The 13,754-nt window shown below is 65.7% G+C and carries 12 protein-coding genes; 6 read left to right on the forward strand and 6 right to left on the reverse strand.

Features of this window, described 5'->3' with window-relative positions:
* Positions 1–45: 45 nt before the first annotated feature.
* Entirely contained in the window at positions 46–657 is a 612-nt protein-coding gene (locus tag AB4Y36_RS03670; RefSeq protein WP_368682583.1) for a DUF3313 domain-containing protein, read from the reverse strand.
* Positions 658–850: 193 nt separating this feature from the next.
* Between AB4Y36_RS03670 and AB4Y36_RS03675 the strand changes: the two genes are divergently transcribed.
* Positions 851–1,402: a TetR/AcrR family transcriptional regulator gene (locus tag AB4Y36_RS03675; protein WP_069261353.1), complete on the forward strand. Its 552-nt coding sequence runs from the start codon at positions 851–853 to the stop codon at positions 1,400–1,402.
* Positions 1,403–1,468: 66 nt separating this feature from the next.
* On the opposite strand, the gene AB4Y36_RS03680 is transcribed toward AB4Y36_RS03675, so the two are convergent.
* Complete coding sequence (locus AB4Y36_RS03680; protein WP_069261354.1) at positions 1,469–1,852, reverse strand: tautomerase family protein; 384 nt, start codon at positions 1,850–1,852, stop codon at positions 1,469–1,471.
* Between the two features lie 100 nt (positions 1,853–1,952).
* Here AB4Y36_RS03680 and AB4Y36_RS03685 point away from each other — a divergent pair, with 100 nt between their 5' ends.
* The 3 genes from AB4Y36_RS03685 to AB4Y36_RS03695 all read left to right on the forward strand — a co-directional run bounded on the left by AB4Y36_RS03685 (position 1,953) and on the right by AB4Y36_RS03695 (position 4,193).
* Positions 1,953–2,804 (forward strand): LysR family transcriptional regulator, encoded by an 852-nt coding sequence (locus AB4Y36_RS03685; protein WP_368682338.1) that lies wholly within the window; start codon positions 1,953–1,955, stop codon positions 2,802–2,804.
* Positions 2,805–3,066: 262 nt separating this feature from the next.
* A complete protein-coding gene (locus tag AB4Y36_RS03690) occupies positions 3,067–3,495 on the forward strand; it encodes an MbcA/ParS/Xre antitoxin family protein (protein WP_069261356.1) in 429 nt (142 codons plus the stop codon).
* Positions 3,492–4,193 (forward strand): RES family NAD+ phosphorylase, encoded by a 702-nt coding sequence (locus AB4Y36_RS03695; protein WP_069261357.1) that lies wholly within the window; start codon positions 3,492–3,494, stop codon positions 4,191–4,193. Before AB4Y36_RS03690 ends, AB4Y36_RS03695 begins: the two co-directional genes overlap by 4 nt.
* 37 nt (positions 4,194–4,230) lie before the next feature.
* Here the strand turns inward: AB4Y36_RS03695 and AB4Y36_RS03700 are convergent, their stop codons facing one another.
* The 4 genes from AB4Y36_RS03700 to AB4Y36_RS03715 all read right to left on the reverse strand — a co-directional run bounded on the left by AB4Y36_RS03700 (position 4,231) and on the right by AB4Y36_RS03715 (position 8,818).
* Positions 4,231–4,971: a metallophosphoesterase gene (locus AB4Y36_RS03700; protein ID WP_069261358.1), complete on the reverse strand. Its 741-nt coding sequence runs from the start codon at positions 4,969–4,971 to the stop codon at positions 4,231–4,233.
* 182 nt (positions 4,972–5,153) lie between these two features.
* Positions 5,154–6,557, reverse strand: coding sequence for a c-type cytochrome (locus AB4Y36_RS03705; protein WP_368682339.1), 1,404 nt, complete (start codon positions 6,555–6,557; stop codon positions 5,154–5,156).
* 13 nt (positions 6,558–6,570) lie between these two features.
* Positions 6,571–8,172 carry a GMC family oxidoreductase gene (locus AB4Y36_RS03710; RefSeq protein ID WP_368682340.1) on the reverse strand — a complete coding sequence of 534 codons (1,602 nt, stop codon included), beginning with the start codon at positions 8,170–8,172 and terminating at the stop codon, positions 6,571–6,573.
* A 70-nt stretch (positions 8,173–8,242) separates the two neighbouring features.
* Entirely contained in the window at positions 8,243–8,818 is a 576-nt protein-coding gene (locus tag AB4Y36_RS03715) for a sugar dehydrogenase complex small subunit (RefSeq protein ID WP_368682584.1), read from the reverse strand.
* Positions 8,819–9,171: 353 nt separating this feature from the next.
* On the opposite strand from AB4Y36_RS03715, the gene AB4Y36_RS03720 reads away from it, so the two are divergent.
* Both AB4Y36_RS03720 and AB4Y36_RS03725 read left to right on the forward strand, forming a co-directional pair.
* The gene (locus AB4Y36_RS03720; protein WP_069261362.1) at positions 9,172–9,828 is read left to right on the forward strand and encodes a DUF1345 domain-containing protein; all 657 of its coding nucleotides are present in this window, start codon (positions 9,172–9,174) and stop codon (positions 9,826–9,828) included.
* Between the two features lie 330 nt (positions 9,829–10,158).
* Positions 10,159–13,653: a maltotransferase domain-containing protein gene (locus AB4Y36_RS03725; RefSeq protein WP_368682341.1), complete on the forward strand. Its 3,495-nt coding sequence runs from the start codon at positions 10,159–10,161 to the stop codon at positions 13,651–13,653.
* The last annotated feature ends 101 nt before the right edge of the window (positions 13,654–13,754 follow it).

Here is a 13,754-nt window from a genome sequence, read left to right on the forward strand (position 1 = left end):
GGGGTTCGGACCGGCGGCGCCCTTTGCGCTCAGGCGGCTTCGCCGTTAGCGCAACTGCTCGACGAGCGCATCGGCGCCCTTGTCGATGCCGGTTTCGGCCGCGCTCAGGGAGCCGAAGGCAGCGGGCAGATTCATCGCGTTCGGGTATTGCTTTGTCACGTAGGCGCGAAGCAGACGCCCCGACGCACTGTCGTACACCTCCACGGCATACGACACCGAGCCGCTAAACGCTCCTTTGCCGCCCCGGATCGCCTGAACGCCGTTGTAGAGATTGCCCGCGATGTCGAAATGCATCGCCTGGCCGATCAGGGCAGTCGTTTTCTCCGCGCCGGTCAACGTGAGTTTCACGCGCAGCGTCGCGGGCGACGGCTGGGTCGCCAGGTCGAAACGCTTCGATAGCGTGTCGGCAAACGTCTTGTGCATGTAGGCGGCGAGCACGTCCTTGTCCGAGTCCGACAGGTCGCCGAACTGATTGTCGGCGCCTTGATACACCGCGACCGGATCGACGATGACCTGCGAGTAGCGCGACCAGAGCACCGGCGCCGCATAGCGGAATGGCGTCTGGGCGGCGTCGTGATCCCGGTTCTCCTTGAGCTGGGAGGACGAGGCGAGGCTGTTATAGGCCACGGGCTGCACGCCCGCACACGCCGACACCATCAGGAGTACTACGCAAGCCGACGACATGTGAAGAAAACGATTGTTGAGCACGAAGGCATCCTTTTAAAAGTTGCCGGATACCGCCTGGCATCCGGCCGAGTTCACGACGAGACGAAGCGTAGCATCGGTCTCGGAGGATGTAAACCGTCTATCCGGTTTGTTTGTGGAACGATGCAGGGGTACAATCGCGCCCATGGATAACCAGACACGTTCCGAGATTTCCCGCAGAAAGGCGATTGACGCGGCGCTTGCGATCCTGACCCGCGACGGGGTCGGCGGACTGACATTCGATGCGCTCGCGCGCGAAAGCGGCATCAGCAAAGGCGGATTGCTACACCAGTTCCGTAACAAACTGGGCGTGCTGCGCGCGCTGCTGGATCGTCAGCGGGAACAATTCGAGCAGATCGCGCAAGATCACCTGGCGGCGGGCGGCCAGGCCCGGGCAGAACCGGTCCTTTCGGCGCAGATCGCGATTTTCAGGGAGTCGATCAACCAGCCGGACTCCGTCGCGCGCGCCGTGCTCGCGGCCCTGGTCGAAAGCCCGGCGCTGCTCGAAGACCTGAAGGCCCAGGACGCGGCCAAGATGGAACAGCTGCAGGTCGAGGCCCGCGACCTCGAACTCTCGTTGCTACGCTACTTCGCCGCGAGCGGCATCGCGTTCAGCACGCTGCTCGGCCTGTCGGCCGTGCCCGACGCGCTGCGGGAACGGCTGTTCGACCGCCTGCTCGACGAGAAGAAGTGGTGACGTGGCTGCCGCGCGGGAGCAATCGCGCGGCCGGCTGACGGCTGCGTCAGGCAGCACGCTCCGCGCTCAGGTCGCGTACTGCGCCACCCCGTTGCCGAACGACCAGTTCTCCCGCGCGACATCCACGAGATTCACGAACACGTCCTCGCGCCTCACTCCCGGATCGCGCGCGAGGTTTTCGGCAATCTGTGCAAACAGCGCCTTCTTCTGATCCTGCCCGCGCGTGTTGTTCACGGCGATCTGAATCATCACCAGATCGTCGCTGCGCTCGATCCCGAGATAGTGCCGGCCGAACACGAAGTTATCGGCATCGTGCTCGGTGATGATCATGAAGATGTCGTCTTCGGGCGCCTTGAACACCTCCATCAGCGCTTGGTGAATGCCCTGCGTGAGCGCCTTGCGATACGTGGCGGGCTTGCCTGCGCGAACCGCGATACGAGTGAACGGCATGTCGATCTCCTGCTTCGGTGGGTTTGACATGACATCAGCTTAGGTGCGATCTATCATAATAAACAGGCATAGATAGATATTTCATCCATTTTCATCTGAAATGAAACCACTGGATCTCGACGCCGTGCGCGCCTTCGTGCTCGTCGCCGAGCTGCGCAGCTTCACGCGTGCCGCCGACGCCCTCGACACCACGCAATCGGCGGTGAGCCTCAAGCTCAAGCGCCTCGAGGCGCATCTGGGCAAGCAGTTGCTCGAACGCACGCCGCGCGTCGTGCGGCTTTCGGCGGATGGCCTCACGTTCCTCGCCGCCGCGCGCGACCTGCTGGGCGCGCATGAGCGCGCTCTCGGGGCGCTTGCGGGCGACGAGCGGCGGCTCGCGCTCGGCCTGAGCGAGCATGTTGCGGACGCCAACCTCGCCCGCCAGCTCGCCCAGCTTCGCGTCCATGATCCGGGACTCGTGATCGAGCTGCATCTGGGGCTCTCGGCGCATCTGCTCGCGCAGTTCGACGAGCGGCGGCTCGATGCCGTCATCGTCCGTCAGGAGGAAGAGGAGGCGCCGCGCGGCGATGCCCGCCGGCTCTTCGCGGAGCCGCTCGTCTGGCTCGCCGCGCCACAATGGCAGTGGCAGCCCGGCACGGCGCTGCCGCTCGCGCTGCTCGCCGCGCCATGCGCGGTGCGGGCCGCAGCGATTCGCGCGCTCGACGCCGCGGGCGTGGCGTGGACCGAAGTGTTCGTGGGCGGCGGTGTCGCCGCGGTGGGCGCGGCGCTGGCCGCTGGTCTCGCGGTTTCGCCGCTGGCGCGCCGGGTCGCGCCGCGCGAACTGATCGACGTCGGCGCTCGGCTCGGTTTGCCCGCGCTGCCGGTTTCGCAGGTCCTGCTTCACTCGCGGGTGCGCGAGCCGCGAACCGCGGGGACGCTGCAATTGTTCGCGTCGGGGCTCGGCACAGGCTAGATAGCGTTCAGCTCAGGATGGGCGGCAGCGCGTGCGGCATGGGAATCGCACTTTTGGACGCGGGCGCCGCGCCGGAAGCGGGATGATGCACACGGGCTGCCGCGTGGGCCTCGCCGGGCGTGAGCCATCAATACACCTGCCCGCACCTCGTCTCTCCCCAAAGCCGTCCCAATGTCCGGCGAGGATTATACCGAGTCAAAACTTGCAATAATCCATATATGGACTAATATCTACTAAAAGTTCAATTCAGGACTCGACCACCATGTCACCCGCCACTGCTTCCGTCACACCGTCGCGACGCCCCCGCGCCGAACCTTCGCTCACCGAAATGTCGGCGGCGGGGCTCAGGGCGTTCTTCAACATTGCGCGCGACTGGGACCTGAGCGCCGAAGAGCAGATTATTCTGCTCGGCTCGCCGGGCCGATCCACGTTCTTCAAGTGGAAGCAGTCCCCGCACACCGCCCGGCTGGGCCGCGACACACTCGAACGCCTTTCGCTGCTGCTCGGCATCTACAAGGCGTTGCAGATTCTCCTGCCCCAACCCACCTCCGCCGACACCTGGATCAAGCGCCCCAACAGCGCACCGCCCTTTGGCGGACGGCGCGCGCTCGACCGCATGCTGGCCGGCAACGTCAGCGACCTCGTGGCGGTGCGCCAGTATCTCGACGCAATGCGAGGCGGCTGGGCGTGACGCAAACGAACTGGCAAGACCGCTGGCGCAGCGCGCATCTCACCTGGTCACCCGCGTTCAGGGTGATTCCCACCCGGTTTCCAGCCGTGAACCTGTTCGACCGCGTGGCTTCCGCGGACGACTTCGAGGCGCTCTACGCGCTCGAAGCGCTCACCAACGACCGGCTGCGCACCGAAACCGGCGACCTCGACCTCGTGCCGCGCGAGGAGCGCCGCTTCGGCCCCGGCTACGGGCCGATCATGGCGGCTTTCACGCATCTGAATCCGCAGGGCAGCCGTTTTTCCGACGGCACCTACGGCGTGTTCTACTGCGCGCGCTCGCGCGCGACCGCCGTGGCGGAAACGCGCTATCACTCGGGGCTTTTTCTCGCGGCCACGAACGAGCCGCCCATCCGCCAGCAAATGCGGCTCTATACGGTGATTGCACATGGCGAGGTGATCGATCTGCGCGATGACCCCGCGCTCGACCCGGGCGTGCTCTCGCCCGACGACTACACGGCCGGCCAGGCGCTAGGCCGCGCCGCCCGCGAGGCGCGTGCGCCGGGCATTGCGTATCCCTCGGTTCGCGACGAGGACGGCCAATGTCTCGCCGCCTTCAGCACGACGCTGCTGCGCGCGTGCCATCACGCGGCGTATCTGGAATACAACTGGAATGGGCACACCATCGACATGGTGTTCGAGTTGAACCGCATCGTATGAGCCGAGCGGCCAACGGGAGACCGGCAGGCGCGAGGCCTCAGGGCAGCACGATCGCGGCCGCGCCGTGCGCGAGCGCCTCGACCTGCGAGACCGACAAGATGCGCGATGTGAGCGCCTCGACCATGGTGAGGCGTCCTTCGGTGATGAACGCTCCGGTGTCGATGAACACCTGCGAGCCGATCTGCCGCACTTCACGCACCGGCGTATGCCCGCAGAACGTGAGCGAGAGCGCATGGCGCGCCGGATCGCCCGTGCCGAGCACGAGATCGCGGCCCCAAAGCATGCGTTCGCGCACGTCGGAATCGAACTGGCCGCTGTCGAGCGCGGCGTCGTCGCCGAAAAATTCAGCGTGAATGATATTGAATCGCTTTTCGCCCTCACCCACCACGCGCGCGAGCGGCAATTGGCGCAGCCGTTGCGCGTAGTGCACGAGTTCGGCGTCGGGCACGCTCTGCGCCCAGCCTCCGCCGATGCCATACCAGCGGTTGCGCGGCATCTTCCCTTCGGCTACGGCGCACAGTGCGTCTTCGTGATTGCCGAGCACGGCGTAGAACCACGGTTTGTCGAGCAGCGCGAGCGCCTGTTCGCACTGCTCGCGCTCGCCGCGGTCAACGAGATCGCCCACCGAAAACAGCCGGTCACGCGCGGTGTCGAACTCGACTTCGCGCAAAAGATAGCGCAACGCCTCCACACAACCATGCAAATCGCCTACTACGAAGTCGCGACCTGCAAGATTGGCGGCATGGTGCTGCACGAGAGCGTCGGGTGTATGCGTCATCACTTCATCATAGCGCTGTGTGAGTGGGCCATATGAGCGCCAAATATCGTATCGGTTGCGATTGCGACAGGCGCGTCACAAAGCAGACAACACGCAAGCGGCGTGCCTGCGTTCACAGCATACGCGTTTGCGGTTATCAGTGCCGCCGCGAGCGCGGCGCAAAGCCCCGGCGTTACGGTGAGTTACTGGGGCTGGGCACGCAGCGCCGCGACCTCGCCGGCCGTGAGCGTGGCCCGCAGATCGCCGAACTGCGTCGTCACGTAGTTGGAAATGGCTGCCACCTGTTCGTTGCTCAATGCATCGCCGAATGCCGGCATCAGCACGTCGCTGTCCTTCGTCTGGCGCCGCACACCGTGCAGGATCACCATCGCGAGGTTGTCCGGGCTCGGCGCGCCTGCAACGCTGTTATGAATGAGCGATGGATACGCGCCCGGCGCGCTTCCCCCCACGCCCTCGCCGGTCCAGTGGTGGCAGCTGGCGCAGTTCGCCACGAAAAGCTGCAAGCCGCTCACGGTCGTGATCGTCGTGCCGCGCAGCGCGGTGATGTCGTTCACAGCGGGCTTGCCCCAGGCATCGCGCGGCCGCGTCACGCCGCCCGAAACCGGCGGCAGCGCGCGCAGATACGCCACGATCGAGCGCAGGTCCTCATGCGTCAGATATTGCGTCGAGTGCTGGACCACGTCGGCCATCGGACCGGCTGCGCTCGCATGACCCGCGGCAATGCCCGTGGAGAGATAGGCGATCAGCGCGTCGTCGCTCCAGTTGCCAATGCCGCTCGTGCGGTCGGGCGTGATGTTGTAGGCCTGCCAGCCTGCTTGCGTCGCGCCCGAGAAACGCTCCGTCGTCTTGAGACCCTGCATGAAGTTGCGCGGCGTGTGGCATTCCTCGCAATGCGCGAGGCCTTCGACGAGATAGGCGCCACGGTTGAATTCGGCGCTTTGCTTCGGGTCCGGCACGAAGCGGCCTTCGTTGAAGTTGAAGAGATTCCACAAGATCATCAGCCAGCGCTGGTTGAATGGAAAGCGCAACTCGTTCGCGGGCGGCGTGTAATGCACCGGCGCGACCGTATTCAGATAGGCGCGAATAGCGAGCATGTCCTGCTCGGTCATGCGCGTGAATTCGACGTAAGGAAACGCGGGATACAGCCGCTTGCCGCCCTTGCCGATGCCTTCATGCAACGCGCGTATGAAGTCGGTATCGCTCCACTGGCCGATGCCGGTATCGGGGTCCGGCGTGATGTTCGGCGTATAGATTTTTCCAAACGGCGTGCTAATGGGCAGGCCGCCCGCAAACGGCCGGCCTGGATCGGCGGTATGGCACGCAACGCAGTCGCCAATGCGCGCTAGATAGGCGCCGCGCTTGATGAGCTCGGGCTTGTCGGCGTCCGCAATGGGCGTCGACGTGTCGTCGCCGCGCGCCGTGGACATCGGCAGTTCGTCGACGGGACGCGAGTTCGACTCGTGCGAGGCGTGCCACGCGATATAGAGCGCGAAGGCACAGAAAAGCGCGGCCGCGAGAGCGGCACGCGCGCGTCGCTCTCGCTCGTGATTCGTGGTGGCCGCTGTGGAGGACTTCGCTGTTTTCATCGTCTGGCTCGTATCAAAGCTCGTGGCGCAGCTTGTCGGCCAGCTTCAGCGACAGCGCGGCAATCGTCAGCGTGCAGTTCACCGAGGCGGCCGAGGGCATCACCGCGCTGCTGGCGACGAACAGATTCGCATGATCGTGCGTGCGGCAATCGGCATCGACGACCGAATCGGCGGCGTTCGCGCCCATGATCGTCGTGCCCATGATGTGATTGTTGGGCGCGAAGGTATCGTCGAATGCGATGTCCGTGCCGCCGAAAAGCTGCGCGATCTGCGCATAGAGTTCATGCGTGTTCGCCGCGCTCTTCTTGACGTAATCGTTGATCGAGTAATAGATCTCGGGCTGTGGAATGCCGAGTCCGTCCTTGTGTTCGCTCGAGGGCAGCACGCGGTTCTGCGACTCGGGCAAATGCTCGTGGAAACTGTTGATGGTGAGCGTGCGCGACGTGCGCTCGCGTATCTCCCGGTCCAGTTCCGCGCCGGTCAAGCCGTTCGCGATGAGCGCGGCCGTCACGGCCATGGTGGGCACCCCGTTCGACAGATGCAGTTTCTTCGCGGCATACGCGGAGCGGAACGCACCGTCGCGGAAGTTCACGACCGAGGTCATTTCCATGGGCCCGCGCCCCGGCCACAGCGGTTCGTTGGCCATGAACGTGATGCCCGTGCCCGGATGATCCATGAGATTGCGGCCCACCTGCCCGGAGCTATTGCCAATGCCGTGGGCAAACGCGGCGCTCTTCGACATCAGCATGAGCTTGGGCGTCTCGATGCCGTTCGCGGCGAGCACGAAGAGCTTGCCGGTCACACGCGTGCTTCTGCCGCCTGGATCCTTGTAGTGGACGGCGGTAACGAGCCCTTTGTTGTCGGCCTCGATGCGATAGACCACGGCCTGCGGCACGAGCTTCGCGCCCGCGCGCTCGGCCTTGTCCGCGTGAACCACGCCGTTGTACATCGCACCGATCGGGCAAATCGGCATGCAGTTGTTGTTGCCGCAGCAGGTGGGACGCGCATCGAACGGGCGGCTATTGCGCGCGACCGGCTCGGGCACCACGTGAAAGCCATTCGCATTCAGTACTTGTGAGAAGCGCTGATCCATCCAGGAAAGCGGCAGCATGCTCATTGGATACGGCTTTGCCCGCGGCGAGCCGAGATCGTACGTCGCGTCCGGACCGGACACGCCCAGTGCCTCTTCCGCGAGCTGATACCACGGCTCCAGCGTCTCGTAGGGATAGGGCCAGTCGCGACCCACGCCGTACTGGGTTTTCAAACGAAAGTCCGCCGGCAGCAAGCGCCACGCGGCGGCGGCCCAGTGCCACGTGGTTCCGCCCACGAGACGCAAATATTGTGAGTTGTACGGATAATCGCCCTTCTGCACGAGATACTCGTTGGGCGGCGCGTATTCGGGATGCGGCGCGTAGCTCACAGACGGATACGGCGTGGCGAAATCGGCCTTGGCGGGCGAATTGCGGAAGTTCTCCACGATCTGCCAGCGCGCAACGCGCGGCCCCGCTTCGAGCAGCACCACGCAAGCGCCGGCCCGGGCGAGCTGGTGCGCCACCAGACTGCCCGCCACGCCGGAACCGACGACGACCACGTCGGCGCAACGTCCTGTCGCCATTGTCGACCTCATCCTTTGGCTTTCGTTGTGGGGGCGTGGCGCGGCCGTGATGTATGTGCCGGTTGCTCCGCTATTCGCCTGCGGGTTTGTGCTTCCAGTGGAACGGCACGTCGCGGCAATACGAGGGAATCGTGAGCACGTCGTTGACGGGGTCGAACATCAATGCCTTTTCGAAGGCCACCACCTGCACCTTCGGCATCTCGCCCACGAGACCGAGATACCACGCGCGCATGATGTCGCCCACCATCGATGCGAGCTCCGGCTGATCGGGCTTGAGCGCGGCGGTCACGGTATCGGAGGGCACGCCGCCATGACCTTGAATCCAGGTGTTGAGCGTCGCGACATTCGCGTCGAACTGACTGCTCGCGTGGCCGAGCGCGGCATAGACGCGCTTGCCGAGCACGGCGTCGAAGCTCGTGCGGCCAGTGAGGCGCTGCGATAGCTCGATGAAGGCGTCATAGCCGGTACCGGATGCGCTCGCCGAGGTGACCGCGAAAGCGCGGCCCACGCCGAAAGGCGCGCGCGAGCGCCCGGCAGCCGCGAAGGCGAGCAGCGCCGCTGCGCACGTTCCCGAGACGAAACGCCTGCGGCCAGGACGGCCGAGGCGCTCAAATACAGCAGGAAGATCGTGCGGCGCCTGAGACATCCCGTGTTGTGTCACCTCTGTCATGGGCACTCCAGATGAGGTCGATCCCGCCAGGTTCCCCTGGCGGGGGGCGAAACACGCTTGCCGCCGGCGCGGGCGGCGCCTGAAAACAGGCCATGCGAAAAACGTTTGCTATCGTCATTCAACGCGGATCAATGCATATGCACCGTCGTTGCGCTGACTGCGAGAGCGCACTTCCGCGTTGCGCAAGCAATATAGCCCCTTATGGCCCGATAAGACAAACCGAAAGCTTGCATGCCCGGCATAACAGTGAACAGCGCGTCACTCCGGCGGACCGCGCACGGTAGAATCGCCGCAATTGATTGCTAACCCGCGCGACCCCGGGCCACGCCATGAACTTCATACCGCTGGTACTGCGCAACCGGCCGCACTTGATGATCGCCATCGCCGTGGGCGTCGTGCTCGGCTTGCTCTCGCCCGCCTCGATCCATACTTCCGCGCGCGTCCTGCTCGGCTGGGACGCCACGGTATGGACCTACCTCGTGCTGATCTGGCTACACATGGTGTTAGCAAACGAAGAGAGCGTGCGCGCGAACGCCCGCCGCGAAGACGAAAACGCGGGGACCGTGCTGTTTCTCATCTGCATCGCAACGGTGGCGAGCATCGTCGCCATCGTCATCGAGCTGGGTACGACGAAGGATCTCGGCACGGCCTCGAAAGTGCTGCATTCGCTGCTCACGGGGCTCACGCTCATCGGGGCGTGGTTCCTCATTCCCACTATCTTCACGCTGCATTACGCGCGCCTCTACTACGGTTCCGATCCCAACGAGCCCGCTCTCGCGTTTCCAGACAAAAAGCTCACGCCGAATTACTGGGACTTTCTGTACTTCTCGTTCACCATCGCCTGCGCGTCGCAAACCGCCGATATCGGCCTGCGCGGGCGCAGCGCGCGGCGCGGTGTGCTCGCGCAATCGATTTTGTCGTTCTATTTCAACGTTTCTGTGCTAGGCCTGTGCGTGAACATCGCCGCGAGCATGGTCGGTAGCTGATCCGTTTTTCTCCGCTGCAACCGATACCGGCAATCGCCGCCGGGTTCTCCGCTCGATTCGGCCGCCTTTGCGCCCGGGCTTTGCGAACATGCGCCTTGCACGCGGCGTCGCGCGCCTGTGTCGCTCATGGGCATGTGCCTTGCTCGACTCCCCCGCAAGTCGCCACGCGGCGCAAGCGGTTTGGTTCCGGCCTGCTCTTGCACTACTCTGAACAGGTGCCTGTCCACCACGCGCAGCGCGGCACGCTCCGGCAGCCCCCGGGCGGCGCGATCGCATTTCGGCTAACCCCGACTTGCATCCCCTTCGCCTGACGTACCTGGAATACGACCGATGGAACCCCCCCACGCCTATGCGCCGCGGATCTACTTCGTCCATTCCGTCCTGGCAGGACCACTCGACGCGTGGCCGGCGCATATCGCCCGCGCGGCGTCGCTTGGCTTCGATCACGTCCTGATCGGCGCGCTGTTCGCCTCGGGCGCGTCGGGCGACGACCGCATTGTCGCCGACCACGCGCGCCTGAACGCAGCCTTCGGCAGCCAGCTCTCCGCCGACGACGCCGTGCGCGAACTCGCGCTCGCGGCGCAATCGCGCGGCGTCACGCTGCTCGCCGATCTCGTGCTCGACCGCAGCGCCGCTGACGGCGCGCTCTACACTGCGCATCCCGAATGGTTCCATCCCTTCGAGCCCGAAGACGCGCGCCTCGACCCACGCCACGGCCACAGCGAAGCCAACGTGGCCTATGCCGATTTCGAGCGCGCGAGCGCGCCGCTCATCGCATGGTGGACGGCGCGCGCCATCGCGCTCGTCGAAGCGGGCATCGGCGGCTTTCGCGTGGACTCGCCGCACCGCACGCCGCCCCACGTGCTACGCGCGATCTTCGATGCCGTACGCGCACGCTTTCCGCAAGCGCGCTGGCTCGCCGCGACACCAGGCCTGCCGCGCGAAGCGATCACGCACCTCGAAGGTGCGGGCTTCGACGCCGCCTTCTCCTCGCTGCGCTGGTGGGACTTCTCGTCGAGCTGGATGGTCGAGGAGCACGCCGCATTGCGCCGCGTGGGCTCACCGATAACGTTTCCAGAAGCGCCCTATGGTGCGCGCTACGCGCACGATCAGGAAGGCGCCGCCGATGCGCGCGCGGTCGAGCGCGCCTATCGCCGCATGCTGCGCGCGGCAGCGGCGCTCGGCACCGGCTGGCTCATGCCGATGGGTTTCGAATATGGCGTGGACGAAGCGACCTCGCACAGCGGCAACAGCACGCAGACGTGGGAAGCAGCGAAAGCCCGCGCGCCCTTCGATCTGAGCGCCGATGTCGCGCACGCCAACGCGCTGCAACGCGAAACGTGGGCGCTGCAGACCAACGGTGAACTGCGCGCACTCAGTGGCCCTGGCGCCAGCGTCGCGGCGCTCTTGCGCGGCGACCGCGCGGACCTGCGCGACGCGCAAGACGCCATCCTCACGCTCATCAATCCCGCGCTCGCCGCGCCTGTGCGCGTGGATCTCGCGCGCCTGCTCGACGGCGTGCCCGGCGGCTTCACGCGCTTCGCGCCGCTCGACGCCGAAACGCTGCGCGGCGCGCGCCTGCCCGCGCCGCGCGACGCGAGCGCTATTCCCGATGCGTTCACGCTGCCCGCGGGTGCATGCTGGATGTTCCGCGCGCTCGCGAGTCCGCTCGTAGTGCTCGCGCCGCCCGAAGATCGCGGCAAGTCCGACACGAGTGGACACAAGAGCGTGCTCGAAGCGATCGCCGCGCCGCGTATTGCCATCGAGAGCGCGCAGCCCTCGGTCGATCACGGCCGCTTCGCCGCGAAGCGCACCGTCGGCGAGCGCTGCGAAGTGCGCGCGGCCATCTTCGCCGAGGGCCACGACCGCATCGACGCCGCCGTGCTCTGGCGCGCCGCCGACGAAACCGCCTGGCACGAGTCGCCGATGACGCCCGTGCCGCCCGCGGGCACCGACCTGTGGGCGGGCCACATTCCGCTCGATCGCATCGGACGCTACGAATACGTCGTGATTGCCTGGCGCGACGACTTCGCCTCGCTTGCGGAACATCTGCACAAGAAGCGCGCGGCGAACCAGCCCGTCGATCTCGAACTGGAAGAAGCGAGCCGCCTGTTCGCGCTCGTGCTCGCCACTGCGGAAACGTCGGGCTCGGGCGACGACGACCAGAAGCGCAACAACGAAACGCTCGACGCCATCGTCAAGCGCTTCATTGCTGCGGACACCGAAACACGCTGCGCGATCATCGCCGCGCCTGCGACCGCAGCGGCCGTGCGCGCCGCGCGCCACCGCCCGTTTCTCTCGCGCGACACAATCGTCAATCGCGTGGATGCGGAGCGCGGCGCCGCACGCTTCGCGAGCTGGTACGAGATCTTCCCGCGCTCGATGAGCGACGACGAATCGCGCCACGGCACCTTCGACGACGTGATCGCGAAGATGCCGCGCATCCGCGAAATGGGCTTCGACGTGCTGTACTTCCCGCCGATCCACCCCATCGGCCTCGCCAACCGCAAGGGGCGCAACAACACGCTCAATGCGCAGCCCGGTGACGTGGGCAGCCCCTACGCGATCGGCGCGGCCGAAGGCGGCCATACCGCGGTGCATCCGCAACTGGGCACGCTCGAGGACTTCTGCCGCATGCTCGCCGCGGCGCGCGAACAAGGCCTCGAAATCGCGCTCGACTTCGCGATTCAATGCTCGCCCGACCACCCGTGGCTGAAGGCGCATCCCACCTGGTTCGCATGGCGGCCCGACGGCACGCTGCGCTACGCCGAAAATCCGCCGAAGAAGTACCAGGACATCGTGAACCCCGAGTTCTACGCGCACGACGCGAAGCCTGATTTGTGGCTCGCGCTGCGCGACGCGATCCTGTTCTGGGTGGACACGGGCGTGCGCATTTTCCGCGTGGACAATCCGCACACGAAGCCGTTGCCGTTCTGGGAATGGATGATCGCCGACGTGCGCGCACGTCACCCCGACGTGATCTTCCTCTCCGAAGCCTTCACGCGGCCGCGCCTCATGTACCGGCTCGCCAAGCTCGGCTTCTCGCAGTCATACACCTACTTCACGTGGCGCGAATCGAAACGCGATTTCACCGAGTACCTCACGGAACTCACACAAACCGAGGTGCGCGACTTCTATCGGCCTAACTTCTTCGTCAACACGCCCGACATCAATCCGCGCCATCTGCAGACTGGCGCGCGTTCGAGCTTCCTGATCCGCGCCGCGCTGGCTGCGACGCTTTCCGGGCTGTGGGGCGTTTACTGCGGCTTCGAACTGTGCGAAGGGCGCGCCATGCCCAATTCGGAGGAATATCTGGACTCCGAAAAATATCAGCTGCGCGCATGGGACTGGCATCGCCCCGGCAACATCGTCGCGGAGATCGCCACGCTCAACCGCATCCGGCGCGCCAACCCGGCGCTGCACACGCATCTCGGCATCACGTTCCTCGACGCGCGCAACGACTCGCTGCTCTGCTTCGAGAAGGCCACGCCCGCGCGCGACAACGTGCTCGTCGTGGCCATCAACCTCGATGCCTTCAACGAGCAGGGCGCCGACTTCGAACTTTCGTGGGCGACGTTCCAGCGCTGGCACCTCGACGACCACGCCCCCCTCAATGTGATCGACGAAACGACGGGCGAGCGCTTCGAGTGGCGTGGGCGCTGGCAGCACGTGCGGCTCGACCCGCATGCGCGCCCGTTCGCGATCTGGCGCATCGAGCCCGCGACGGGCCTGCCGCGCGAAGAGCCGCTGCCTGAACACGCCGATGAGCACATCGAGGGCCATCCCGAACTGGACGCGGACTTCCCGCCCGGAGGAGCGACATGAAACGCGACCCCGCTACCCACGAGCCTGTCGCAACGAACGTGCAGACCGTCACGCGAGACTCGACCGCACACGATCCACACCATGAGGAACGCGGCACGCAA

This window comes from Paraburkholderia sp. BR10936 (assembly GCF_040965735.1).
Lineage (GTDB): Bacteria > Pseudomonadota > Gammaproteobacteria > Burkholderiales > Burkholderiaceae > Paraburkholderia > Paraburkholderia nodosa_A.

Excerpts from the sequence above, each read along its gene's own strand:
- AB4Y36_RS03670 (WP_368682583.1), bottom strand. The coding sequence starts at position 657 with ATGGTGTCGGCGTGTGCGGGCGTGCAGCCCGTGGCCTATAACAGCCTC.
- AB4Y36_RS03690 (WP_069261356.1), top strand. The coding sequence starts at position 3,067 with ATGTCACCCGCCACTGCTTCCGTCACACCGTCGCGACGCCCCCGCGCC.
- AB4Y36_RS03725 (WP_368682341.1), top strand. The coding sequence starts at position 10,159 with ATGGAACCCCCCCACGCCTATGCGCCGCGGATCTACTTCGTCCATTCC.
- AB4Y36_RS03720 (WP_069261362.1), top strand. The coding sequence starts at position 9,172 with ATGAACTTCATACCGCTGGTACTGCGCAACCGGCCGCACTTGATGATC.
- AB4Y36_RS03685 (WP_368682338.1), top strand. The coding sequence starts at position 1,953 with ATGAAACCACTGGATCTCGACGCCGTGCGCGCCTTCGTGCTCGTCGCC.
- AB4Y36_RS03680 (WP_069261354.1), bottom strand. The coding sequence starts at position 1,852 with ATGCCGTTCACTCGTATCGCGGTTCGCGCAGGCAAGCCCGCCACGTAT.
- AB4Y36_RS03705 (WP_368682339.1), bottom strand. The coding sequence starts at position 6,557 with ATGAAAACAGCGAAGTCCTCCACAGCGGCCACCACGAATCACGAGCGA.
- AB4Y36_RS03675 (WP_069261353.1), top strand. The coding sequence starts at position 851 with ATGGATAACCAGACACGTTCCGAGATTTCCCGCAGAAAGGCGATTGAC.
- AB4Y36_RS03715 (WP_368682584.1), bottom strand. The coding sequence starts at position 8,818 with ATGTCTCAGGCGCCGCACGATCTTCCTGCTGTATTTGAGCGCCTCGGC.
- AB4Y36_RS03710 (WP_368682340.1), bottom strand. The coding sequence starts at position 8,172 with ATGGCGACAGGACGTTGCGCCGACGTGGTCGTCGTCGGTTCCGGCGTG.
- AB4Y36_RS03700 (WP_069261358.1), bottom strand. The coding sequence starts at position 4,971 with ATGACGCATACACCCGACGCTCTCGTGCAGCACCATGCCGCCAATCTT.